This window comes from Hymenobacter sp. YC55 (assembly GCF_029433095.1).
Classification (GTDB): domain Bacteria; phylum Bacteroidota; class Bacteroidia; order Cytophagales; family Hymenobacteraceae; genus Hymenobacter.
Window position 1 is genome coordinate 282,492 of sequence record NZ_JARNTX010000003.1, and the last position, 21,893, is coordinate 304,384.

Below are 21,893 nucleotides of genomic sequence, written 5' to 3' on the forward strand. Positions count from 1 at the left end.
TACCTGGAGGTTACTGTTACTTTTGGATACAAAGTTGCGAAAAGAAACAATGCGCTTCTACCTTTGGCGCTCTGAATTTCAACTAACTGAGAACATGAGCAAGCTTAAAAACAAAGTCGCCGTGGTAACGGGCGGCAATAGTGGCATCGGCTTCGGCATTGCCGAAGCGCTCCAACACGAAGGGGCCGTCGGCACCATCACCGGTAGAAACCCGGCAACCCTCGACCAAGCCGTTCAGCAGCTTGGCCCCAACTTTATCGGCCTCCAAGCCGACGTAACCAAGATGGAAGACTTGGAACGGGTTTTCAAAGACACTTTCGAGCGGTTCGGCCAGATTGATACGGTGGTGGTGAATGCGGGCGGTATCGTCGACGGCAGCCCCATGGCCGCCATCGACGATGTTACGGAAGACAACTACGACGGGTACATGGACTTGAATTTGAAGAGTTCCTACTTCACCGTTCAAAAAGCCTTGCCTTACCTAAGCGAGGGAGCTTCCATCATCCTTATTGGTTCGAGCGCCGCCCACCGGGCCGCACCAGGCATGACAATCTACGCCGCGGCCAAAGCGGCAGTTATTTCGTTGGCCAAAGGCTTATCGCTGGATTTGCTGGAGCGTAAAATCAGAGTCAACACCTTGTCGCCCGGCTCCATTGATACCCCGGTATTCGGTAAGATAGTGCCGCAGGAGCAGCTAGAACAAGTTAAGCAGGTCTGGAAAGACATCATTCCCGTGGGCCGGATGGGACTACCCTCCGAAATGGGAAAAGCAGCGGTTTTCCTGGCCTCGGACGACTCCTCGTTTGTTGTCGGAACGGAAATTCTGGCCGACGGCGGAATGACCAACATCAGCTTAATGAAATAAGCGCAACCAACCGGGAGAAGTAGGTATGCGCGCTACCTGCTCTTTACCGGCTGAGGCAAGTCTTTCATCTGGTAACTGAATTTTTAGATACAGGAGCCAGGGTTTTTGTGGCAACTTTTTCGCATAAAATAATGGAACAGACAAATGATAACGGCGCCTTGCAAGCGCCCCTAGGCTCGGGCTTTACGGCCACTTCCACGGCCAGCGAAGTCATCAAAGGAATAAATCTGGCCGGCAAAGTAGTTATCGTCACGGGCGGCTACACCGGCATTGGCCTGGAAACCACCAAAGTCCTGGCCGCCGCGGGCGCCACCGTAGTTGTGCCTGCCCGCAGCCCGGAAAAGGCCCGGGAAAATCTGGCGGGCGTAGCCAACATAGAGTTGGCCGAACTCGACCTGATGCAGCCAGATTCGGTTGACGCCTTTGCGGCCTCGTTCTTGGCTTCGGGCCGGCCCTTGCATCTGCTCATCCACAACGCCGGCATCATGTTCGTGCCCTTGCGCCGCGACAGCCGGGGCAGCGAGTCGCAGCTGGCCACCAACTATCTAGCCCCTTTTCAGCTCACGGCCCGCTTGTGGCCAGCGTTGCAGCAAGCCCAGGGCGCCCGCGTAGTCAGCGTGTCCTCACTTGGGCACCAGTTTGCCCCGTTCAATTTCGAAGATCCCAACTTCGAGCACCGCGACTATGATACCATGGCTGCCTACGGGCAGTCCAAATCGGCGCTCAACCTGTTTTCCTTGGAGCTGGACAAGCGGGGCCACGCGGCGGGCATCCGGGCATACTCCCTACACCCGGGCAATATCTGGGGAACCGAGTTGCTCAGAGAAGCGCCGATGGACATATTGCAGCAGTTCGGCTTCTATGACAAGCAAGGCAAGGAAGTGCCGGAAGTCATTGGCTCGCTCAAATCCATCCCGCAAGGCGCTGCCACCACCATCTGGTGTGCAACTAGTCCGCTGCTGAACACTATTGGGGGCGTGTACTGTGAGGATAGCGACGTTGCCCGCCTAGCCTCCGGCGAGGGCTTTGCAAACGGGGTAGAGTCGGCCGGGGTGATGGCCTATTCGGTGGATGCGGCCACTGCCACCCGCTTATGGCACTTGACCGAAAAGCTGACCGGTATTTCCTTCAACCCCGCCGGATAGTTCTGGACCAAGCCCGTGGAAGTGCTGCAAGCGCCTTGGCAGTTGCCATTAATTCGGCCTTGCTTCGGCGGAATCTGTGCTTCGTTACGGGCACGGACGATGAAAAGTAACCCTGTGCACTGCTTGCTTAGGTATCTACTTACAGCCTAGGTCTCTGTTAAGTAATGCTGCGTCTTGCATAAGCAGTTCCTTCGCTCGCCGCGCGTGAGCTGCCTCATCCCTAGTACTGGCCGTAAGCCGTTTCTGCAACGCAGAAACGGCTTACGGCCAGTACTTGCTTTATAAAAAGCGTGTTGGCCAGGCTCCAAACGGTGATAGGGTTTAGTAAGTTAATCTTGGTATTCGAGGTAAGAACCTTAGGCTAGTAACCGATGCGTACGTGAACTTCTCGCTACGCGTAGCCTTAGCTCGCCTCGACGATATCTGCTATTGGCTAGCACGAATTCACGCTACCACTACCCCGGTTCCACTCCCAGAAAAGAACGCTTGTTTAGGGGAGGCATAGTCTTATACCCGGCGACGCCTTAGCCGGCGGCATGACCAAGGGAAAGACAGCCGTTCATCAGACAGTGAACGGCGGCGGCCACCCAAGTCGAGCCCGTGCGCTCGCGCACCCACAGGAAAAACGTGCCCATCCCCAGTTGGAAAAGCACGGTGTGGAGCGGGAAATGGGTCGGCGACCACCAGGCCCGCATGTAGCGCCAAAAGTCGGCGCCGAAGCCCAGCTCGAACAGCCGGCTCGGGTAGCCTAGGCCGTGGCCGAGGGTGAAGAGCAGCACCCCCACCACCCCACCCCAACTCGTGCGCGTGCCGGGCAAGGGCAGGGTGCGGGGCAAGCCGGGGGCCAGTAGCCCTAGCAGGGCGCCGCGGTAAAACACCTCTTCATCTAGGCCGGGCAAGGTCAGATAGTAAAGGTGCTGGACAGCGGTTAAGGGCAGAAAGGAATAACGCGAAGCGTAGGCTTCCACCAGCAGGCCAACGGCCACGACCAGCACGGCCGGCGTGATGGCCCGTACTGACCCGGGGGCCGGGCGAACCAGCCCGGCCGCGACGGGTGTGGTTCGCCGCCAAGCGTAGACCCAGCTTAAAGAACACAGCACTCCGATGCTCTTGCCAAGCCAGTTCAAGGGCGCTGGCCAGGCCATTTCCCGCAGCCACGTGACGGGCACCAAGCCGAGCCAGTACGCCCACACGGTCCAGGGGGGCACCAGCCACAAGGTGTATAGGTGCACGACGCACGCCAGCGCCGCCCAGCCTAGCAGACGAGGCGCCGCGCGCCAAGGGCCGAAACACAACCCGACACAGAAGCCAGCCCACAACAGGCCCCAAAACACGATAGTAGCCCCACTAACAGGCGACATAGAAGGATAAAGAATAGAAGATCACGCCACAACAACGCCGAATGCCTTGCCACTGGTATAGCGTCTTCCGTAGATCTTGTCACCCTTTTACTACCATCTGCTTTACATCAATTTTCAGCGTTTTTCTTTGGTCGATCAAGCGAAAAATTGAGGTAACGCTACCGTCCGGGTAGTCGCTTAAGGCTAGATTTCAAGTAGTGTGCTCGGCTGGCGGAGGCTGGTTGGATGCGGCCTCGAATTGCAGCAGTTGATAGGTTTCTTCTCCTTGGCCGCCACTACCCAATTCTCGCCAGCCGTGCTTGGCGTAGAAGGCCAGCGCGCGGGTATTTCGGGTCCAGCATTTGAGCGTGTACGGCAAAGGCAACCAAGCGCGCAGGCTAGCCAGCAAGCGCGAGCCAATTCCTTGCCCTGATAAGAAGGTGCCACAAAGAGGTGATGCAGAAAGCGGGTAGGTACCCATACGGAAACAAAACCAACGAGCGGCCCCTCAGGAAGGGTAGCCACCCAGATGGTTTCGTCCCTCGTTTGCTCTTCGAAGTCGGCTAATTGAAATTGTGTTGGTTCCAGCCAGGAAAACGCCGCCCGGCGGCTTTGTAGAAATAGGGTGGCCAAGGCCGCTAAGTCGGTAGGTTGGACGGGGCGGATAATAATCATAGCACTCTACCTCAGAAGTCGGCTTAGGGCAAACTATTCAGAAACCACTTCTTCATTGATCTTCTCTTTTGCGGCGGGTGCCTCCTACTGCCTTATTCGGCCCCAGGGCTTGTTATTGCTTGCGAAACACCTTTTTAAACAACACCACTAGTTTTTCAACCACAAAACCAATAAGTATCCCGGCAATAGCACAAGCCAGCGCCTTAGCCAGCCAGGCCACAGCCGGTATATCAGCTAAAGCATGTTCCAACTCGTGCAGTAAATGACTGGTAACCGGAATGCCGTGGGCTATGATTTCGGCTCCTACCCACAGCATGGCTGCCGTACCCACATAACTCAAAATGTTCAGGAAGCGGGGCATAAATTTCACGATGCCACGCCCCAGTTTTCGAGTTAAAGGAGGGTATTTATCTTGGGTGAGGTGTACTCCAATATCGTCGGCTTTAACCAGCAAGCCCACAAAGCCATATACCGCCACGGTGATAAAAATGGCCACTGCCACCATGACGGCAATCTGATTTACCACTTTCTGGTCGGCTACCTGGCTATAAGCAATGGCTATGATTTCGGCCGATAGAATAATGTCGGTGCGCACGGCCCCTGCCACCCGTTCCTTTTCCAGCTCCTCGGGCGTAATCGTTTTTACCTGCTCGCTTTCAACATCTACTGCGTGGGATTTGCTAAACAGGGAATGCACTTTTTCGTACCCTTCGAAGCACAAGTACGCCCCGCCAAACATCAAAATGGGCGTAATGGCCCAAGGAGCAAAATACCCGAGCAACAAGGCGGCGGGAGTCAGGATAAATAATTTATTTATAAGTGATTTTTTCGCTATTTGATAGATAATCGATAATTCACGGGAAGGGTCGAGGCCCACAACATACTTGGGCGTAACGGCCGTATCGTCGATAACAATGCCGGAAACCTTGCCGGTGGTCTTGGTTACCTGGGCGGGTATGTCATCTAAACTAGCCGCGCTTGCTTTTACCAAAGCAGATATGTCATCTAAGAGGGCAAAAAAACCTGAAGCCATGCTTTGGGTGTTAGTAACTGGATTTGCGTTTTCAAGGGAGTAAGCGTTTTACCCCGTTGGGCAGCAAGTTATAGCGGTTTGGTGAACGGTGCATTTCTTTCTTGGTAAAAGCGGGTTGCTTGACCCACTGGAGAAAAAATATACTTGAGTGGATCGGCTGGCGGCTAGCCGTCGAAGACTGGGAACCATCTTATTTGGAACAGGGCAAGAGTAAACCCTAATCGAGGCCCTATACAGGCAGGGGGCGGGTTGGCTGATACGGGCTCGCCTAGGTAAACTGCGGACAGTTGCCCCCTGAAATGAGTACAGAGTCTTATTGACGCAACGGGTAGTAGTGCCTCTTGCTCAGCGTGCTGAATTAGGTGGGGAAGACTGTGCTAGCAGTAGCCATCAGCTGCCATGGATTTCTATTTCCTATTTTCATCTTTGGCCTTTTCTCCAACAAATTCCGCTTCGGCTACTTAGTTTTCGGTGAGAGAAACAGCTTGGTTTGTTTCTTTGCCACCCCGCCCAACACCAGCTTACCCGTTAATTGGAATGACGTTCAGCTTTTCAGCGACTCCCGACTTCGATTTTATCACGCAGTTTGCCCGGTACATCCAAGCGCCAGCGCATAACGACTTGGTAGTCATTCCAGAGCACTTAGGGCAAGGGTATGTACGCAAGCTGCGGTTCGGGCCCGACTTCAAGTTGGTTGTCCACCACTATATTCTTCGTGAAGACCTCATTATTAAACGGCAGGCAGCCGACGATGACAACGGGCTGATTACCATCTTCTTTTACAACAATGAGCAGCCGCTCGACATTGCCTACGCCAACCATCCGCGGGTCCGGTTTTCCCAGCGCGACGATTCAGCCATCCAACTGACGTCCAACGATCTAAGCTCCACTATCTGCTTTCCGGCGCACCGCGCTATTCACTACATGGTGGTGGGCATCCGAGCCCCTCGGTTGAAGGCGCTCTTAGCCGGTAGTGAACCCCACGCGGTGCTGGCTACCCTGACGGCGGAGGGCAGTTCCTTCCTGTTTTTCGAGAACATGACGGCCGAAACCAAGCTGCTGCTGCGCAATATCACGGAAGTGAACCAGCAGGACAGTTTAAGTCATTTCTATACCCAGATCAAGGTGCAGGAGCTGCTGTACCTGCTGTTTCGGAAGTTGGTGCAGCGCGAATCTGCCCCGCACCAGCCCCTCAACAGCGCCGACGCGGAGCGGCTGCTACTCGTGCGCAATCAGTTGCTCGACGACCTAGGCACGCCGCCCGTGTTGCGGGAACTGGCCCTACAGGCCGCCATGAGCGAAACCAAGCTCAAGCAACTCTTCAAGCAAACCTTCGGCAGCTCGGTGTACACCTACTACCAGCAGGCCCGCATGAAGGAAGCCGCCTTCCTGCTCAAGCAGGGCCAGCACTCGGTGGCCGAGGTAGGCTACGAGCTGGGCTTTTCCAATCTAAGCCATTTCAGTCGGCTGTTTGAAAAGCACTACGGCCTCCACCCCAAGCGCTACTCGCAGTCGTAGGGGCATTAATCGAGAAAATTGGGTGGAAACACTTGCTGCCCGTGCTTTTGAGCCAGGGCTTGAATGCGCTGGATGGCGGTTGCATCGAGCACGGGTGGCGGCAGAAACTGACCGGCGACCACCGGCTGGCCAATCTCCTGGAAAAAGGTTTCCAGGCCCGCCGGCACCACGGTGCACAGCAGCCGGGCCGGCTGGGCGCTTTTGTTTTTGAAGCTGTGCACGACGCCCCCCTTCGGAATGCGGATATACGAGCCAGCGGCGGCCACGTACGTGCCGAACTCGGATTTCACTTCCACTTCGCCTTCCACTACAAAAAAGGTTTCTTCGATGTCGGCGTGGGCGTGGGGACCGGGGCCGCCGCCGGGCGGCACCACCATGTCGATGGTGGCGTAGGCGCCCGCCGTGTCGTGGCCGGTGGCCAGGATGCGGTAATTGCTGCCCATTACGGCCAAGGTTTCGCCTTGTTGGGGCCCCAGCGTGACGGGGGATTGTTTGTGCGTTTCCATACGACAATTCGATTTGTATGGAGCAAAGGTGGGGCTGGCGCGGCCCTAGGGCTACTCCAAAAAGGCAGAAAATCAGCTCAATCGGACAAGCGCGGCAGTGCTGTCGTATCGGACTGTTTTTGCGCCGTTTAGCGCTACCATTTGGGGTGGCCGCCGGTCCACCTTTGCAGGGCAAGAGCTACCCCGCGGCAGCCAAGAGCCGGTTGCCTGGTCGCACCGGACGCGGGCCTGGCTTATTGCGGCCCACTAAAACTAGCAACCCCATGCGTAAAGTAGTGTATGACCAGTTCGGCGACGAGCAGGTCCTGGCGGTTCGGGAGCAGCCCACCCCCGCCATCGAGAAAAATCAGCTATTGATTGAAGTAAAGGCCGTTTCCCTCAACCCCCTGGATTGGAAGGTTTACCGGGGCGAGATGAAGCTCATGTCGGGGTCGAAGTTTCCGAAGGGCGTCGGTATCGATTTCTCGGGTGTCGTAGCTCAGGCAGGCCCCGGCGTCACGCGCTTCCGGGTGGGCGACGCCGTGTTTGGTTTGCTGGAGGTCTTCAAGGGTGGCGCCCTGGCCGATTATGTGGCAGTCACCGAGGCTAACCTGGCCTTAAAACCAGCTAGCATCTCGTTTGAGCAAGCGGCGGCCCTGCCCGTAACCGGACTGGCCGCTTTGCAGATTGTCGACCAGCTAGCCGCCGTTGGCAAAGGCGACGAGGTGCTGATCAACGGCGCTACGGGTGGCGTAGGAATGTTCGCGGTGCAACTAGCCAAGCGGCGTGGCGCCCAGGTGACGGCCGTAACCGGTCCGGCAGGAGCTACGGCCGCCGCGGCCTGGGGCGCCGACACGGTGCTCGATTATACCCGGCAGGATGTTGCGCAGCTGCCCCAGCGCTTCAATACCATCATCGACTTGTCAGACAAACTATCCTTCGCCGCCGCCAAAAAGCTGCTTAAGCCCCGCGCCACCTTTGTGAGTACGCTGCCTTCGCCACTGGGCTTGGTGCTGTCGTTTCTGCGTAACCTGTTCTCCACCAAAAAGCACCGGATTCTTATCCTGAAACCCACCACAGAGGGGCTCAACACGCTGGCCACGCTGGCCCAGGACCAGTTGCAAATTCCGGTGGAGAAGGTGTATCCCCTGGTCAACGTCAGGCAGGCTTACCAGGAAACAAGTCAGGGCAAAGTGAAAGGCAAAGCTGTGGTGGTACTTAGCTAAAAGGGGGCGGTGCCGAACAAGGTTTATCCCAAGCTACTCGTTCCGGGCAGCTTGGCGCTCAGCCTTCTTCACCGAAGCTTTATCGGGCTCCATGCACAACTCATTAACACGGCGGGTTTCTTTAAGCTACTATACATAGGTGCTTAGACTGTGCATAACAGTCACTGAGCCACTGCTTGAACTTGTGGTTTCCACCGTAGTTGTGGTCCTGGCTTCCCGAGTGAAGTTGCGGGCCGATTGCTTGAACTACTCGCCGAAATTTATTTCACAACGGTTGCCTCTAATTCCACCTTCAGCGTTTCAAACAAACCCTTCACTTCCAGTAGGGTAGCCGCCGTCTGTATTCCATGGCGAGCTACCCACTCCTGGAAAACCCCGAAGCAGGCGAACAGCTCGGCCGAGGACGTGGTATAAAGGGTTAGCCTGACGATGTTCTGGCATTCGTAGCCTGCCGTACGGATTACCTGCTCGACGTTTTGCTGGGCCTGCCGTAGCTGCGTTTCCATATCGGCGGTGCTGGAGTTGCCCTGCGCGTCGACGGCGGCTTGCCCGGCACAATACAGGGTGCCCATCACGTGCTGCACTTCCACGGCTTGCACGTAGCTGCGCTGCTGCTGCCATTGCCAAGGGTTGATTACTTGCTTTTCCATGTTTGCTGCGTTTTAAAGTACTGCCCCAGATGGTTGGCCGGTGCGGGTAGGAGGGCGTTGCCTTTAGAGGTTAGGCTTGCCGCAGCAAAAGTGCCAACGCACGCCCAAGACTAGGTGTGATTTACATCACTAGTTTCTATTGGGCTCAGCAAAGTGCGCTAGGAAAGTCGGCTCAACGTTTCTCGCGAGACCCCTAGGTAGGAGGCGAGCAGGGTTTTGGAAATTCGCTGCACCAGCCGCGGGTAGTGTTGTAGCAGTTGGTCGTAGCGCTGCTGAACGTTGGTGGTCAGCAGGGAAAGCACGCGTTGCTGGGCAGCAATAGATCCAAACGTCGCTTTTTGCAAGAAGAAGCGTTCCATCTTGGGCAGCCGAGCGCAAAGCGCGTGGTAGTGTTCCAGCGACAAGCAGAACACGACCGTATCCTCCACGCATTGCAACGACAGGGTCGCGGGCGTTTGGGTGTAGTAGGCGCGGAAGTCACTTTCCCACCAGTCCTCCATAGCAAACGATAGAATGTGCTGTTTTCCCGCGTCATCAGTGTAAACCAGCTTCAACAAACCCGACACCACGAAGTAAGCGTACTCGACCGTTTGGTCTTCCTGAATCAGAAACTCGCGTTTTTTGCACTGTTTTTCAGTCAGGTGCGCCAGCACACTCGCAAACTCCCCATCCGTCAGCGAGACGCTCCTTTCTATGTGGGCGCGGAGTTGCTGCTGCATAACTTGCAAGAAATGAGCACTAGAAACTAAACTGGGGAGGGGGTGCGTGGCAAGACTAGCTTCATCAGAATGTCGGTCTGCTCGTCGTCTCCTAGGGTGAACACGTGCTGGCCGAAGGCAACAAAGCCGTTCTTCTCGTAGAAGCGAATGGCGCGCACGTTTTCTTCCCACACGCCCAGCCATAGGTACTCAGCCTGCGCCTGTTGGGCCAAGGCTAGGGCGTGTTCGTAGAGCACCTGCCCGACCCGGTGGCCGTGAAACTCCTGCAAGACGTAGATGCGCTCAATTTCTAGTGTGTGAGCGACTTGCTGCTCTGTTTGGGCCGGGCCAGTGTTGACTTTGAGGTACCCGATGACCCGGCCTGCCATTTCGGCAAAGTAGAAGGCGGAATGCGGCTCCAACAGCGCCGCCGTCAGTTTTTCCTTGGAAAATCCTTCGGCCAAGTACGTTTGCATGTTCTGCTCGGAGTTGCTGGCAGCAAATGTCTCGAAAAACGTTTGGCGGCCGATCTGTTGCAGGCGGTCAAGGTCAGAGAGCCCGACGGGGGTAATGGTGATAGGGGGCATAGCGCTAGTGGTGTGGTGTGCAATAATAGGATTTTAGTTGCTTTGAACTAGCAAGCGGGGGCTTCGCCGATGTGGATCAGCCTCTTGTCGTTAGCCAACTGCCCATGAGCTTACCCGAGCTGTTGCACGCGACGTGCCCCCTGCCCCCGGCCTCGCGGGCGAAGCTACTGGCGCTGGCCGAGTATGTTACGCTCTCGAAAGGCCCGTGCTTGTTTCAGGATGATATCTTGGCCCACTCGGTTTACGTCTTGCAGCACAGCTTAGCGCGGGCCTACGCTCGGCGCGCGGACCGAGAAGTCACGTTTTGGTTTTCGAAAGCCGGGTCCGTGTTGGAGTCATGCGGGGCTACACCGAGCAGGCTGTATGCTGCGAGACAATTGAGCTGCTGGAGGACAGCAGAACGATGTTAAAAATGGGAGGCAAAAAGAAACAGCTTGCCGTCCTTTTACGTCATCTTCGCCTGCATAGCTGCCGTTCTGAGGGCGTAGTCTTAATAACGAAACCAGGGGTCGCCCTTGCTAGCTAACTAGGCCAACCAGCAGGTTCGCTGCCCGGATGTTTGGCCCCGGGAATGGTTAGCTGCATTTTCCACTCTGCTCGCTATTACCGCGGCTGACATAGACAAGCAAAACTCACCACCCGACCCACGCCTACTCTAGTTTATTAGATACTAATCAGGGATATCCGAGTATCGTTTTCAACCAACTGTGGCGCCTAGTTGGAAAGACAGCAGCCTTTATCTACTTAACTCATTTAAGCCAATCCATAAATCACCTATTACCAGGGCCAGCCCCGTGCGCAAAGTGGCTTCCCCTTCTTCGTGCGAAATGTAGTCTCCGTCCGGAGTTACGTAGCCTGGCACAGCATCCTCGGTGTTGCGCGCCCGGTCAGGCAAGTCGAGCGGGAGAGAAGCAAGTGAAAGTACGGGAGCAAAGGCGCAACAGAGCAACATACAAGGTGTGAACTAGAGATAGGGAAGAGCGAGCTTTGTAGTGCTGCAAAGCTCGCTCGCCGATGAGTAAGTAGCCAGGACAGAGAATACGATTTCTTGACTTGTACTTTATAGGTATAATATGATTGTATTTATAAGTAGTTTTTTAGAAAAGGACTTTGGTTACTTCTCCGGTTGACACGAATTGAAGCTGAACAGTACAGTAAGCCCTGTATTGTGACAAAGGCGCTGGCACAATTTCAAAAAGAACGCAATCTGCGTTAGGCTTGGGTCTCGTACTTTCGAAATTGATTACGGACGAGCTTTATGAACCGCGACGAAGCCAGTAGGCTGACTTTATTGTATTTAACTGAAAAAGACGATTGTAGTAGCCCCGCCCTGGATTATCCGCGGATGCTGACTTCGTTGACCGAGTACGCCTCGTGCTGGTATGTGGATTTTCACTACCGACGCGTGACTAGGCCGCCAGCGCACGAAGCTAGTGAAGCGCCAGGCTTTACCATCGATAAGAACACCAAGCAGACGCGCATCATTTCCTGGGAGGAGCTGTTCGAGCTTAATTGTGAACGACATCCTTTTTAAGAGTTTTCACAGCTAGAAACCCACCACAGGTGTTCCGGCTGTGTCAGAAGTAGCGCGGCACAAGGCAAAGCGCACCAGCCCTGTGGTTCCTGCATCAGGAGCAGAGGCCAGCGTTTAGGGGTCCGAATTGAGGTATTCAGAGTCGTAACGCGACTTTAGTACTTTCAACTTACGTTTTCAGCACACCGCATTCGTAGAGCTGACGCACGGACATCTAGGCTTCAGTGAGTAAGCTACCGTTAACTAGTATCTGCTGCAGGATGCGGCCCGCTAGGATCCGCAAGGTTTTGTGGGCTACCGATTTCTAGGTAGCCCAGCGGCTAGTTCACCTATTCGAGAAACAACCTTTTCTACCCCCGGCGCTGCTGTTCAAGCAGCCAGCTTACGGCAGCCGATTCCTGCTCGAAGTGGCGATACTGCAAAGGCAAAGCGCGCACACCCGTTACCACTGCGGCCATTGCCAAGCGGGCAAATACATCCTCGGCCACTATGACGGCGCCATAGCGGTAGCCGCCTTCCTGCACCGTGCGCGGCAGCCACTGTTCTATCATATAGGCTTGTTCTTCGGGCGTGAACGAGGCCATCCGGCGCTGATCGACCAGCAGACAGCCATCCCCGCGCCGGGCTAGCAAGCGGGTCACGTGTCCGAGCAAGGCCTGAAAGGCATCGCGCGGTCGCGACCCAGTGTGATAAGTAAGACGCGCGAAGCCCAGCGGATCGTCGACCGCCCGGCCAACTGCGTTTTCATAATAAACCCGATAACTAGTAGACATAAAAGCAAAGCAACTACTTTAAGTACAACTCGCCAAAATGGCGCCAGTTTTCGTCTGGTTCCGTGTCCCTCCGGATTATGCGGGTGGGGTTGCTGGCTTCTGTCACTCAGCACAATTTAGCGGCCAAGTATTCGATGAACTACTGGTTTTCAACTAGGAGGGCTCACTTTTCTCGTATTGTGGGAGTAAAAGCCTGCCAACTGGCTTTCAGTTAAGGGGCAGGCTAGTAAGAGTTGTAACAGCAGCGCATTCATCGTTGCTGGTCTACTGAGGAAGAACCCTGTTAAGGCGAACCGTGGTGTGCTGTAGACGGCAAGAGAGCCGGAATAGCGTACTTTGGGTTATGGCTGACCTCTTTTCCCCGCCTTCTTCCTTTCCCGTTGACTTGCTGGCCGCTTATCCGCAAGCGGACTTGCTGTGGAGCGTGTTGGAAACTTCGCTGACCGGCCTAGCCCTTTACTCCCCGATATGGGATGCCGAAAACCAACTCGTGGATTTTCGCATTGACTTGTTTAACCCGGCGGCGCAACGTATGCTGCAGCAGCCGGCTCGGCCTAGCGGTACGTATCTACAACATTTTCCCCACACGCTCGAAACGGGGGTGTTTGCTTTTCACTGTAGCGCTTTTCTCTCTGGGCAACCTGCCCGGCTCCAGGTCAATTACCAGGGCGACGGGCTCGATAACTACTTCGACCTGGCCGCTCGCCGCTGTGGCAACGGCCTGCTGGTGAGTTTCACCGATACGGCCAATCAGCCCCGTACAGCAGTCGAGGCAGCGCTGCGTGAAAGCCAAGCCCGGGAGCAAGCCGCCCGCGCCACCGTTGAAACCCAGCGCCAACAACTAACGCAGGTGCTGCAGCAGGCCCCCGTTGCCATTGCCTTGTTGGAGGGGCCCACCTACCGCATTGCCTTGGCCAACCCCGCCGTTCGCCAGATCTGGGCCCGCACCGAGGCGCAGTTGCTCGAGCAGCCCCTGCTCGTGGCCTTACCCGAGCTAGACGGCCAAGGGGTGGACACCCTCCTGGACGGTGTACTGCACTCCGGTCAGCCTTATGTAGGTACGGAACTACCCTTTCAGCTTCAGCGTCAAGGGCGCCTTGATACGGTGTACTTCAACTTTGTTTACCAGCCCCAGCGTAATGCACAGGGCGAGACAACCGGCGTGCTGGTGGTGGCCAGCGACGTGACGGAGACCGTTGCGGCCCGGCACCTCGTCGAAGCGCAGGAACGGGAAACAGCGCAGCTCAACGAAGAGCTGGCGGCCGTAAATGAGGAATTGGCTGCTACCAACGAAGAACTTCAGGCAGCCAACGAGGAATACTTGGCAACCAACGCGAGGTTGGCGCAAACCGAGCAGCAACTGCGCCATCTCAACCAGCACTTAGAGGAGCGGGTGCAGGAACGCACTACGCAGCTACGCCGCCAGCAGGACCGGCTCGCACAGATTCTCGGGCAGGTGCCCGCCGCCCTGGCTACGCTCGAGGGCCCGGCCTTGCGCTACACCTTTTTCAACAATGCCTACCGCAGCCTGACTGGTGGGCGAGCTCAGCTCGGCCTTCCCTTCGCCGAGGTCATGCCCGAGCTGCGAGACCAGGGGGTGCTTGGCTTGCTCGAACAGGTGTACGCCAGCGGCCAGTCCGTAGCCGCCGACGAAGCGCCCATCCGCTTCTATAACCCGACGAGTGGTGAGTTGGTGTTGCAGTATCTGGACTTTCTGTACCAGCCCTTAACCAACGAGGAAGGGCAGACCACTAGTGTCCTGGTGTACAGCGTCGACGTCACCGAACGGGTGCGGGTCCGCCAGCAGGCCCAGGACCTGCAGGCCGAGCTACTGGCCGCGGCCAAGCGCCAGGCCGCCGAGCGCGAAACCTTTTACCAAGTGTTTGCCCATACCCCGGCCAGTATCGCCCTGTTGCGCGGGGCCAACCACCGCTTCGAGTACGTCAACGCGGCTTACCAGCAGCTTTTCCCCGACCGCCAGCTTACCGGCCGAACGGTGGCCGAAGCTTTACCCGAAACCGAAGAAGCGGGCTTTCTGACCCAGCTCGATAATGTATACCGCAGCGGCGATACCTTTTTCGGGCTGGAGCTTCCCATGCACCTTCAACCGCGCGAGGGGCACCCCGACCAGCCAGTGTACTACACCTTCACGTACCAGGCCTACCGCGAAAACGACCAGATTGCCGGCATTTCCATCTTTGCCTACGACGTCACCGACCAAGTACGGACCCGCGAGCAGGGCGAGCAGGAGCGGCGGCAACTGCACCGGTTGTTTATGGAAGCTCCTGCCCCCATTGTCATTATGGCTGGCCCTGACCTGGTGCTTCAATTAGTTAATCCGGCCTACCAGCGCATTTTTCCTGGCCGTGCGCTACTCGGGAAGCCCGTGCTGGAAGCCCTGCCTGAAATCGATGGAACACCCATTCACGAGTATTTGCGGGGCGTGTACGACACCGGCCAAACCTTCGTGGCCCAGGAACTGCCCTTGCAACTGGCCCGCACCGAGGGTGGCCCCTTGGAAGAGCTGTACTTCACCTTCACCTACCAGGCTCGCCGCACCACGCAGGGCAAGGTCGATGGCGTGCTGGTTTTTGCCCACGAAGTCACCGACCAAGTGCAGGCCCGGCGCATAGTAGAGGAAAGCGGTCAGCACGCCTTGGCCCTGGCCCAGGAACTTAGTACCGCCAACGAGCAGTTGCGGCGCACCAACGTGGACCTAGATAACTTCATTTACACGGCCTCCCACGATTTAAAAGCTCCCATCTCCAACATCGAGGGCTTGTTGTATTTGCTGCAGGACGAGCTGCCCGCCGCCGTGTTTGAAGAGGAATACGTGGGTTCCACCCTGACCCGGATGCTGGAAGCGGTGGAGCGCTTCAAACGCACCATCGAGCACCTCACCGACGTGTCTAAACTGCAGAAAGAGTACGCGGCCCCTACCACCTTGGTGAACCTGGCGGCGGTCTTGGCGGACGTGCACCAGGACCTAGCGCCCCTGTTGCAGGAAACAGGCGCAGTGCTGGTGCTCGAAGTGGGCGCGGTGCCCCCAGTCCCGTTTTCTGAAAAGAACCTGCGGTCGGTGGTGTATAACTTGCTTAGCAATGCGCTCAAGTATCGCTCCCCGAATCGAAAGCCCCAGGTGGACGTCCGAGGCTACGAGCGGGCCGGGTACGTTGTGCTGGAAGTCCACGACAATGGCTTGGGCATCGACGCGGACCACGTGCCGCGTTTGTTCGACATGTTTCAGCGCTTTCACAGCCATGTCGAGGGCAGCGGCATCGGGTTGTTCATGGTTAAACGCATGGTTGAAAACGCCGGTGGCCGCATCGAGGTACACAGCCAGCCCGGCGTTGGCACTACCTTTTTGGTGTACTTGCCCCACGCCGTCGGGGCTGCTGCCTAGCAGGGCCCTGCTGAGTAACTTGCCCTTCACGATATGGGCAAACTTGTAGCAAAGAACCTCAAGTAGTTCGGCGCTGATGTGAGCGGGCTGCTTCTCCACGACCAGGCCCACTACCGGCAGCGCGTGGTCCCCGATGGCGTACTTGTCTTAAAAGAAGCTTCCGGAGTCTACTGGTTAGCTTGTTTTAAAGCAGGATTTGACTGTCGGGCAACTACTTTGATTTCCACCAGCAACGACGGCAAATTCAGGGCGGCTACCCCAATCATGGTGCTGGGCACCTGCATCGGGTCAGGGTACACCTCCCGGCCTAGCTTCTGCCGCGCGGCATACCCCGTACTGTTATCGAGTACGAATAGGGTTTCGTCCACCACATCGTTCATGGTCAGGTTGAAGCCCGCCAGCAATTTGCGGGTATTAGCATAGGCTTGACGCATTTGCGTCTCCATGTCGTTGGCCACGAGGCCGTGTTCGTCGTGGCCTACTTGGCCGGATAGCCACACGGTGCCGTCCTGTTTCAAGCCTTGGGCGTAGCCGTACTCCGCTTCCCAGGGCATGCCAAGCGCTTGCGTTTCTTTTGCTTGCGAGTCCATAGTGTTTGTGCTTGCGTTTCGAGTTAAGGCAACTCTCTCTGTGAGCAAAGAGAGAAGCAAAACCGGTGCAGGGTTTCTGCTGCAGGCCGGTTGTAGTTGCCTTCGCAAAATTCCGAGGCGTCGTTTAGGGCTTTGCGTGACCTACCTCACTATTTTCGGCGCCGTAGGTGCTAATTCGACAACCGACTCAAGGTTTCGCGCGCCACGCCCAGATAAGAAGCCAGCAGCGTTTTTGAAATCCGTTGCTTGAGCGGGGGTATTTTTCCAGCAACTGCTCGTAGCGCTCTTGGGTTGAACAAGTAAGCAGTGACACAAGGCGTTGCTGGGCGGCAATGGAATGAAGGGCCAGCTTATGCAGAAAAAAGGTGGCCATTTGCGGAAGCTCAACGCAAAGCGCCTGATAATCTGTTAGCGTCAGGCAGTAGACTGTTGTATCCTCTAGGCACTGCAGAGAAAGGATGGCCGGCGTTTGGGTGTAATAAGCTTGAAAGTCGGTTTCCCACCAGTCTTCCATGGCAAACGAAAGAAAGTGCTGTTTGCCAGCCTCGTCGGTATGCACCAGCTTTAGCAAGCCCGCCACAACCAAGTAATTATGCAGAACTACCTTGCCTTCCTGGACGAGAAATTGGTGCTTTTTAAACTGTTTGCAGGTGAAGCGGGCGAGTACCAGCGCAAATTCTGCGTCGGTGAGCGGGAGCAGTCTTTCGAGGTGGGCTCGTAACAGGTGCTGCATGGTTTTAAAGAAAGTATTACCATTTGGGCTATCTAGGTGAAGTCCCGTGGCCCACTAAGTTGCCTATTCTGCCCAGGTCTACCATATCCGAGCTTACTCGAACGCTCGTGGCAGTCCAAGCCCAGGGTTAGAGCGCAGCCGGGCGTAAACCGCCCCGGATTAAAGAGGAAAAGGCTTCTGCCGCTTGCTGCTCAGTGCAGTGCCCGCCGAGCATCATCACCGAAAGCGCTTCGCCGGCCCCAACCAACCCAACGCAACACCGATGCAGCTCGGCGGGGGGGAGCGGGCTGTGCGGACCGAGCGTGGCCATGAATAATTGAACGTAGCCATCGAGCAACTCTTGGTGGACCGCCCCCATTTCCTCGCTGCCCGATAGCGCCGCCCCTACCGCGTGCCATTCGCCTCCCGTGTCCACCGAGCAATGAATGTAGGCGGTGGCGAGAACGGCAACCGTGTCTTTTAAATTGTGGTGGACGCTCTTAAGAGCCTCCTGCAAGGCATTTACCTGCTGCTCGTCGAGCAATTTATACAAGGCAATAAGCAAGCCTGCCCGGGTGCCAAAGTGTTCGTACGTGATGGGCTTGGAAACGCCAGCTCGTGCTGCCAAGTGACCTAGGGTTAGGCGGTCGGCGCCTTCTTCGCGGATGATAACCAGGGCCATGTCAAGCAATTGGCGGCGGCGGTCGGGTTTCGAGAGCCGGCCGGCAGCTCGCTTAGGTTGCTCTGGGTCCGGAGAGTGATGCATAAGGTAAGGGGGTCGGGGAAGCGCGCAATAAAATAACCTACTTAACGTAAGTTACCAATAGTAACCTACTATTGGTAACTTACGTTAAGTAGGTTAGCTTTGTTAAAAGTAACAAACAAGCACAAGCTATATGATGTCATTAGCCCCCATTCTTTTAATTGGCGGTTCCGGCGCAATTGGTCGGCAGACCGCCCGGTTCCTACGCGCCACTCATCCCGAGGTGCCCCTGCTAATCGGTGGCCGCGACCAAGTGAAGGTTGAACAAGCCGCGGCCGAGATTGGCCACGCACAGGGCGTCGTGCTCGACCTGAAGGCGGAGGACTTAGGGTTGGGCCCGCGCCCCGTTAGCGCCGTCGCCATCTTCTACATGGACCATACCCTCGCTGGGCTGCGTTTTGCGCAAGCGCGTGGGGTGCCGTTTCTAAGTATCTCGACGGGGGTCTTCGAAATTGCTCCCGAAATTGCCACGTATATGCACAAGCCCAACGCCGCCCCGGTGGTGCTCGGCTACGAATGGCTGGTCGGCGCTACCACGGTACCCACGCTTGAACTCGCCACCGCGTTTAGCCGAATTCACGACATCAGCATTGGCGCCCTGGTCGATGAGCACGATACGGGCGGTCCGGCCGTGGCCGCCGACTTCGAGCACCTACACAAGCTGATGCCCGCCGCCCTCACCCGGCGCGAAAACGAGTATATCTGGCGCGCCGACGACGAGGCAAAAGTTGAGTTCCAAGCCATTGACGGCACCCACGTGGCGGCCACCGGCTTCTCTTCTATCGATGTTGTGGGCTTGGCGGCGGCAACCAACGCCCCGAACGTGCAGTTCAACCTGGCGACGGGGGTAAGCTCAACGCGCCGCCGCGGCGAACCGCTGTCAACCGAAATCATCATCGAGCTAACGGGCGAAGACCATGCGGGTCATTCCTTGCGCACCCGGCATGCCGTGATGCATCAAGAAGGGGCGGCGCCGCTTACCGGGCTTGGGGTTGCCATGCTGCTCGAACGGCTTACCGGACTCGATGGAGAACCGCCAACCCCGGCCGGACTTTATTTCCCTTATCAATTGCTGAAACCCGCAACCTATTTAGCTCGCTTCAAGCAGAGTGGCGGCCAGGTCGTGTCCTTGGAAGTGCCCTGACGCAGTGCAAGTACCACCAGCTACAGACAGATGCTTAGTCGTCTAGCTCCGTGGAGAAGGCCACCGCCTGTTGGGCGTCCAGCTCAGTTAGGCGCTCCAGCAAGGCCGCCCGGATTTGGGTGTAGGCTCCCCGCCCGAGCGTGAGCCGCCGCGGGGCCGGGCTCTGGTCCGCGGAAGCCAGCATGGCGTCCACCATTTTCACTGGGTCGCCGGTCACGGCAAAGCTGCCGTCGCTAATGCCGCGTCGTACGTCGCCAGCGGGCGTAGCCTCGTACTCTGCCATGGGGGTTGCGTGCACCAATCCGCCCCCAAAGTTGGTCCGCGCCGGGCCGGGCTCGACCAGTGTAAACTCGATGCCAAACGGCTTGACTTCCTGGGCCACCGCCTCCACAAACCCCTCGATGCCCCACTTGGTAGCGTGGTAATAGCTGAAGTTGGGGTAGGCAATCTGCCCGCCCTCGGAGGAGAGCTGGAGAATGCGCCCGCCGCCCTGGGCCCGCAAATGAGGCAGCACGGCGCGAATCACTTGAATCGAGCCAGTTAGATTGGTCTCAATTTGCTGCCGAATCTGGTCGTCGTCGGCTTCTTCGCCCGCGCCAAACAGGGCGTAAGCGGCGTTGTTGACCACCACGTCGATCCGGTCGAAGTCCGCGAAAGCCTGGTTGATTACCCGTCGCACGGCCGCCGTATCGGTTACGTCGAGGGCAGCAATCCAGAGCTGCTCGCCATACTGCGTTTTCAAGTCATCGAGGGCGTCGGGTTTGCGCAACGTAGCGGCTACCCGCTCGCCGCGAGCTAAGAGCTTTTCGGTCAGCAGGCGGCCGAAGCCGGCTGAAGTCCCGGTGATAAACCATGTTTTCATGTAAAGCAGATGTTGGGCTGTTGGGAAAAGAAGATGTTCCGTTGGTTTTACAAAAGTATCCTGGCCTGCCGCTGGCCGGATAATGTCAATCAAACCAATGCCGACGCCAATCAAACCTGCCGCAGCGAGGAGGGCGTGCAGCCGGCCACTTTGCGAAACATTTGGGCGAAGTGCGTGGGCTCGTCAAAGCCCATGCAGTAGCTGATGCGGCTCACGGGCCAGTCGGTGTGAAGCAGCAACGTGCGGGCCTCCTGCACCAGGCGCTCGGCCAGCAGTTGCGACGTGGGTTTGCCGGTGGCAGCTTTTAGCACCCGATTAAGATAGTTGACGTGCACGGCCAAGTGGTCGGCAAAGTCGGCCGGGGTGCGCAAGGCCAAGCGCCGGGCCGGGGTGACAATGGGGTACTGGCGGGCCAGCAGGGCGTGGAACGCAGCCACTAAGCGTTCGGGGCCGCTGGTAGCGGGCAATTCTTCAATAGGAGTTAGTTTCAGCGCCCCGTGGATGCACGTCATCAAGTAGTGATACAGCAGCTCGTCTTTTGCGGAGTAGTCGGAGTCTTGTTCGGCCAGCATTTGCTCGAACAAGCGCGCAAAGTCGGCGTGTTGCGCGGCCGTAAGGCGGAAAAAGCTGGGCTGGTCGGGCCTGAAAACGGGCCAATCAGCTGGCCGCACAAGCGTGAGAGTGGGCACGAAGGCTTCGGTAAAAACGCAGCAGTAGCCCTGGCAGGTGGCTCCTTCGGGCAGTTCCCAGGCGTAAGGAATTTGCGTGTTGGTAAACACCAGCGCGGGTTCGTTGGGGGCTAGCCCCAGGCGCTGGTGGGCGTAGTGGTAGGTGGAGGGCCCAGTACTGAGCGTGATTTTGAAAAAGTCTTTGCGGCTATAAACGCCCATTAACTCGAAATCGGCGAGGAAGTCTTCCAACCGCCACGCCCGAAAGTGTCCGCCCTTCAACCAATCTGCGCTGGGCGCCTGCAAAACCGAATGGGCATAATAGTCGGCCAACTTCTGCTGGTGAATCATCCGTAATGGCTTCTTGACTTAGGTGCAACTAAGTGGTTGTGATACAAACTACTGCTGGTTGTACGAAAGAGTTGGCGCTTCAGCACAGCTAGCGCAGCCTGGCGGTAGTTAATTTCCTAGTGGCTGCCACCGAGTTTGTCGGGTGTAAAAGCCAATGCCGCTATGCCGCCCATTGAAGCGCCACGCAGCCGAGGGGGCGGCTCGCCGTGTAGCCGGGGTATGCGCTACCCGTCCGATGCCGAAGAGGAAGCTTGGGCCCCGGCGTAAAGCCAGCTGTTAAACACCTTCGTCAACAACGGCATAATTAGCCACGTCATCAGCCCCATCACCGAACTTGTGACAACCAGATTGCCGAGCCACGGTGGCCAGGCCCCAATTAGCGGTTCGAGTAGCTTTGGCACCACCATAATCAGCGGATAAATACCGAGCAGGGTAACCAGGGCAATTTTCCATTTAGGTGGGCCCGATTTTTTTACGCGGGCCGGATCAACAAACCAGCCTTCGAAACCGCTGATGCGTTCTACCCGCGCCGCGCCCACCGTCAGCGCGTCACTCCGGGCTTTCCAGGCCCGACAGAGGGCCGAGGTTTGCCACGCTCGCAACTGCTCGGGGGTAGCAAATTGCAGCACCAGTTGCCACTCCCCATTCGTCGAGTCTGGCGCGGGCCGCAATAGATTGCCGCCCGTAAAGCCCGAAAAAGTGCTGGCAGCCAGCAGAGTGCCCTGGGCAACTTCTATTAAGGCTTGCTCGGCACCCGGTTTAACGTGCCACTTTACCTCGGCGGCGGCTTGCGACGATACTAGTGGAGAGGTCATACGCTTTTCTAAGTACGCGGTAAGCTGATACACTAGGTCGCCAACACAGCCCGAGG

Annotated in this window: 22 protein-coding genes; 7 read left to right on the plus strand and 15 right to left on the minus strand. The window is 57.0% G+C overall.

The features are described from left to right. The first annotated feature begins 94 nt into the window (after positions 1–94). Both P1X16_RS21510 and P1X16_RS21515 read left to right on the plus strand, forming a co-directional pair. Entirely contained in the window at positions 95–865 is a 771-nt protein-coding gene (locus P1X16_RS21510; protein WP_277233649.1) for an SDR family oxidoreductase, read from the plus strand. Positions 866–996: 131 nt separating this feature from the next. Further along, positions 997–2,010, plus strand: coding sequence for an SDR family NAD(P)-dependent oxidoreductase (locus P1X16_RS21515; protein WP_277233651.1), 1,014 nt, complete (start codon positions 997–999; stop codon positions 2,008–2,010). A gap of 524 nt (positions 2,011–2,534) precedes the next feature. Here the strand turns inward: P1X16_RS21515 and P1X16_RS21520 are convergent. From P1X16_RS21520 to P1X16_RS21530, 3 genes are all read right to left on the minus strand, one after another. Beyond that, the gene (locus P1X16_RS21520) at positions 2,535–3,371 is read right to left on the minus strand and encodes a CPBP family glutamic-type intramembrane protease (protein WP_277233652.1); all 837 of its coding nucleotides are present in this window, start codon (positions 3,369–3,371) and stop codon (positions 2,535–2,537) included. 190 nt (positions 3,372–3,561) lie between these two features. Next, positions 3,562–3,831: a GNAT family N-acetyltransferase gene (locus P1X16_RS21525; RefSeq protein ID WP_277233654.1), complete on the minus strand. Its 270-nt coding sequence runs from the start codon at positions 3,829–3,831 to the stop codon at positions 3,562–3,564. Positions 3,832–4,137: 306 nt separating this feature from the next. After that, positions 4,138–5,058 carry a DUF808 domain-containing protein gene (locus P1X16_RS21530; protein WP_277233656.1) on the minus strand — a complete coding sequence of 307 codons (921 nt, stop codon included), beginning with the start codon at positions 5,056–5,058 and terminating at the stop codon, positions 4,138–4,140. Between the two features lie 537 nt (positions 5,059–5,595). On the opposite strand from P1X16_RS21530, the gene P1X16_RS21535 reads away from it, so the two are divergent. Continuing rightward, positions 5,596–6,576 carry an AraC family transcriptional regulator gene (locus P1X16_RS21535; RefSeq protein WP_277233658.1) on the plus strand — a complete coding sequence of 327 codons (981 nt, stop codon included), beginning with the start codon at positions 5,596–5,598 and terminating at the stop codon, positions 6,574–6,576. A 5-nt stretch (positions 6,577–6,581) separates the two neighbouring features. Here the strand turns inward: P1X16_RS21535 and P1X16_RS21540 are convergent, their stop codons facing one another. Beyond that, the gene (locus P1X16_RS21540; RefSeq protein ID WP_277233660.1) at positions 6,582–7,082 is read right to left on the minus strand and encodes a cupin domain-containing protein; all 501 of its coding nucleotides are present in this window, start codon (positions 7,080–7,082) and stop codon (positions 6,582–6,584) included. Positions 7,083–7,345: 263 nt separating this feature from the next. Between P1X16_RS21540 and P1X16_RS21545 the strand changes: the two genes are divergently transcribed. Next, positions 7,346–8,287, plus strand: coding sequence for an NAD(P)-dependent alcohol dehydrogenase (locus tag P1X16_RS21545; RefSeq protein WP_277233662.1), 942 nt, complete (start codon positions 7,346–7,348; stop codon positions 8,285–8,287). Between the two features lie 260 nt (positions 8,288–8,547). On the opposite strand, the gene P1X16_RS21550 is transcribed toward P1X16_RS21545, so the two are convergent. The 4 genes from P1X16_RS21550 to P1X16_RS21565 all read right to left on the minus strand — a co-directional run bounded on the left by P1X16_RS21550 (position 8,548) and on the right by P1X16_RS21565 (position 11,174). Beyond that, positions 8,548–8,937 (minus strand): RidA family protein, encoded by a 390-nt coding sequence (locus P1X16_RS21550; protein WP_277233664.1) that lies wholly within the window; start codon positions 8,935–8,937, stop codon positions 8,548–8,550. Between the two features lie 158 nt (positions 8,938–9,095). Continuing rightward, positions 9,096–9,656 carry a Crp/Fnr family transcriptional regulator gene (locus tag P1X16_RS21555; RefSeq protein ID WP_277233666.1) on the minus strand — a complete coding sequence of 187 codons (561 nt, stop codon included), beginning with the start codon at positions 9,654–9,656 and terminating at the stop codon, positions 9,096–9,098. Between the two features lie 26 nt (positions 9,657–9,682). Next, positions 9,683–10,222, minus strand: a complete 540-nt coding sequence (locus P1X16_RS21560) for an N-acetyltransferase (protein WP_277233667.1) — start codon at positions 10,220–10,222, stop codon at positions 9,683–9,685. A 736-nt stretch (positions 10,223–10,958) separates the two neighbouring features. Continuing rightward, positions 10,959–11,174 (minus strand): hypothetical protein, encoded by a 216-nt coding sequence (locus P1X16_RS21565; RefSeq protein ID WP_277233669.1) that lies wholly within the window; start codon positions 11,172–11,174, stop codon positions 10,959–10,961. 306 nt (positions 11,175–11,480) lie between these two features. On the opposite strand from P1X16_RS21565, the gene P1X16_RS21570 reads away from it, so the two are divergent. Then, positions 11,481–11,756 (plus strand): hypothetical protein, encoded by a 276-nt coding sequence (locus tag P1X16_RS21570; protein WP_277233670.1) that lies wholly within the window; start codon positions 11,481–11,483, stop codon positions 11,754–11,756. A gap of 350 nt (positions 11,757–12,106) precedes the next feature. On the opposite strand, the gene P1X16_RS21575 is transcribed toward P1X16_RS21570, so the two are convergent. Next, positions 12,107–12,529 carry a hypothetical protein gene (locus P1X16_RS21575; RefSeq protein ID WP_277233671.1) on the minus strand — a complete coding sequence of 141 codons (423 nt, stop codon included), beginning with the start codon at positions 12,527–12,529 and terminating at the stop codon, positions 12,107–12,109. A 343-nt stretch (positions 12,530–12,872) separates the two neighbouring features. Between P1X16_RS21575 and P1X16_RS21580 the strand changes: the two genes are divergently transcribed. After that, complete coding sequence (locus P1X16_RS21580; protein WP_277233672.1) at positions 12,873–15,932, plus strand: PAS domain-containing protein; 3,060 nt, start codon at positions 12,873–12,875, stop codon at positions 15,930–15,932. A gap of 167 nt (positions 15,933–16,099) precedes the next feature. Here the strand turns inward: P1X16_RS21580 and P1X16_RS21585 are convergent, their stop codons facing one another. From P1X16_RS21585 to P1X16_RS21595, 3 genes are all read right to left on the minus strand, one after another. Beyond that, positions 16,100–16,522 (minus strand): Rid family hydrolase, encoded by a 423-nt coding sequence (locus P1X16_RS21585; RefSeq protein ID WP_277233674.1) that lies wholly within the window; start codon positions 16,520–16,522, stop codon positions 16,100–16,102. 187 nt (positions 16,523–16,709) lie between these two features. Continuing rightward, positions 16,710–17,255, minus strand: coding sequence for a Crp/Fnr family transcriptional regulator (locus tag P1X16_RS21590; RefSeq protein ID WP_277233675.1), 546 nt, complete (start codon positions 17,253–17,255; stop codon positions 16,710–16,712). Positions 17,256–17,382: 127 nt separating this feature from the next. Then, complete coding sequence (locus tag P1X16_RS21595) at positions 17,383–18,000, minus strand: TetR/AcrR family transcriptional regulator (RefSeq protein ID WP_277233676.1); 618 nt, start codon at positions 17,998–18,000, stop codon at positions 17,383–17,385. Positions 18,001–18,130: 130 nt separating this feature from the next. Between P1X16_RS21595 and P1X16_RS21600 the strand changes: the two genes are divergently transcribed. Beyond that, complete coding sequence (locus P1X16_RS21600) at positions 18,131–19,141, plus strand: hypothetical protein (RefSeq protein ID WP_277233677.1); 1,011 nt, start codon at positions 18,131–18,133, stop codon at positions 19,139–19,141. Between the two features lie 34 nt (positions 19,142–19,175). Here P1X16_RS21600 and P1X16_RS21605 read toward each other — a convergent pair whose 3' ends face one another. The 3 genes from P1X16_RS21605 to P1X16_RS21615 form a co-directional block, all read right to left on the minus strand. Then, positions 19,176–20,003, minus strand: a complete 828-nt coding sequence (locus P1X16_RS21605) for an SDR family oxidoreductase (RefSeq protein ID WP_277233679.1) — start codon at positions 20,001–20,003, stop codon at positions 19,176–19,178. A 110-nt stretch (positions 20,004–20,113) separates the two neighbouring features. Continuing rightward, entirely contained in the window at positions 20,114–21,022 is a 909-nt protein-coding gene (locus P1X16_RS21610) for an AraC family transcriptional regulator (RefSeq protein WP_277233681.1), read from the minus strand. Between the two features lie 224 nt (positions 21,023–21,246). After that, positions 21,247–21,837 carry an antibiotic biosynthesis monooxygenase gene (locus P1X16_RS21615; protein ID WP_277233683.1) on the minus strand — a complete coding sequence of 197 codons (591 nt, stop codon included), beginning with the start codon at positions 21,835–21,837 and terminating at the stop codon, positions 21,247–21,249. Positions 21,838–21,893: the final 56 nt, after the last annotated feature.

Coding starts and splice junctions, on each gene's coding strand:
- P1X16_RS21510 (WP_277233649.1), top strand. CDS start 95: ATGAGCAAGCTTAAAAACAAAGTCGCCGTGGTAACGGGCGGCAATAGT.
- P1X16_RS21515 (WP_277233651.1), top strand. CDS start 997: ATGGAACAGACAAATGATAACGGCGCCTTGCAAGCGCCCCTAGGCTCG.
- P1X16_RS21520 (WP_277233652.1), bottom strand. CDS start 3,371: ATGTCGCCTGTTAGTGGGGCTACTATCGTGTTTTGGGGCCTGTTGTGG.
- P1X16_RS21525 (WP_277233654.1), bottom strand. CDS start 3,831: ATGGGTACCTACCCGCTTTCTGCATCACCTCTTTGTGGCACCTTCTTA.
- P1X16_RS21530 (WP_277233656.1), bottom strand. CDS start 5,058: ATGGCTTCAGGTTTTTTTGCCCTCTTAGATGACATATCTGCTTTGGTA.
- P1X16_RS21535 (WP_277233658.1), top strand. CDS start 5,596: ATGACGTTCAGCTTTTCAGCGACTCCCGACTTCGATTTTATCACGCAG.
- P1X16_RS21540 (WP_277233660.1), bottom strand. CDS start 7,082: ATGGAAACGCACAAACAATCCCCCGTCACGCTGGGGCCCCAACAAGGC.
- P1X16_RS21545 (WP_277233662.1), top strand. CDS start 7,346: ATGCGTAAAGTAGTGTATGACCAGTTCGGCGACGAGCAGGTCCTGGCG.
- P1X16_RS21550 (WP_277233664.1), bottom strand. CDS start 8,937: ATGGAAAAGCAAGTAATCAACCCTTGGCAATGGCAGCAGCAGCGCAGC.
- P1X16_RS21555 (WP_277233666.1), bottom strand. CDS start 9,656: ATGCAGCAGCAACTCCGCGCCCACATAGAAAGGAGCGTCTCGCTGACG.
- P1X16_RS21560 (WP_277233667.1), bottom strand. CDS start 10,222: ATGCCCCCTATCACCATTACCCCCGTCGGGCTCTCTGACCTTGACCGC.
- P1X16_RS21565 (WP_277233669.1), bottom strand. CDS start 11,174: ATGTTGCTCTGTTGCGCCTTTGCTCCCGTACTTTCACTTGCTTCTCTC.
- P1X16_RS21570 (WP_277233670.1), top strand. CDS start 11,481: ATGAACCGCGACGAAGCCAGTAGGCTGACTTTATTGTATTTAACTGAA.
- P1X16_RS21575 (WP_277233671.1), bottom strand. CDS start 12,529: ATGTCTACTAGTTATCGGGTTTATTATGAAAACGCAGTTGGCCGGGCG.
- P1X16_RS21580 (WP_277233672.1), top strand. CDS start 12,873: ATGGCTGACCTCTTTTCCCCGCCTTCTTCCTTTCCCGTTGACTTGCTG.
- P1X16_RS21585 (WP_277233674.1), bottom strand. CDS start 16,522: ATGGACTCGCAAGCAAAAGAAACGCAAGCGCTTGGCATGCCCTGGGAA.
- P1X16_RS21590 (WP_277233675.1), bottom strand. CDS start 17,255: ATGCAGCACCTGTTACGAGCCCACCTCGAAAGACTGCTCCCGCTCACC.
- P1X16_RS21595 (WP_277233676.1), bottom strand. CDS start 18,000: ATGCATCACTCTCCGGACCCAGAGCAACCTAAGCGAGCTGCCGGCCGG.
- P1X16_RS21600 (WP_277233677.1), top strand. CDS start 18,131: ATGATGTCATTAGCCCCCATTCTTTTAATTGGCGGTTCCGGCGCAATT.
- P1X16_RS21605 (WP_277233679.1), bottom strand. CDS start 20,003: ATGAAAACATGGTTTATCACCGGGACTTCAGCCGGCTTCGGCCGCCTG.
- P1X16_RS21610 (WP_277233681.1), bottom strand. CDS start 21,022: ATGATTCACCAGCAGAAGTTGGCCGACTATTATGCCCATTCGGTTTTG.
- P1X16_RS21615 (WP_277233683.1), bottom strand. CDS start 21,837: ATGACCTCTCCACTAGTATCGTCGCAAGCCGCCGCCGAGGTAAAGTGG.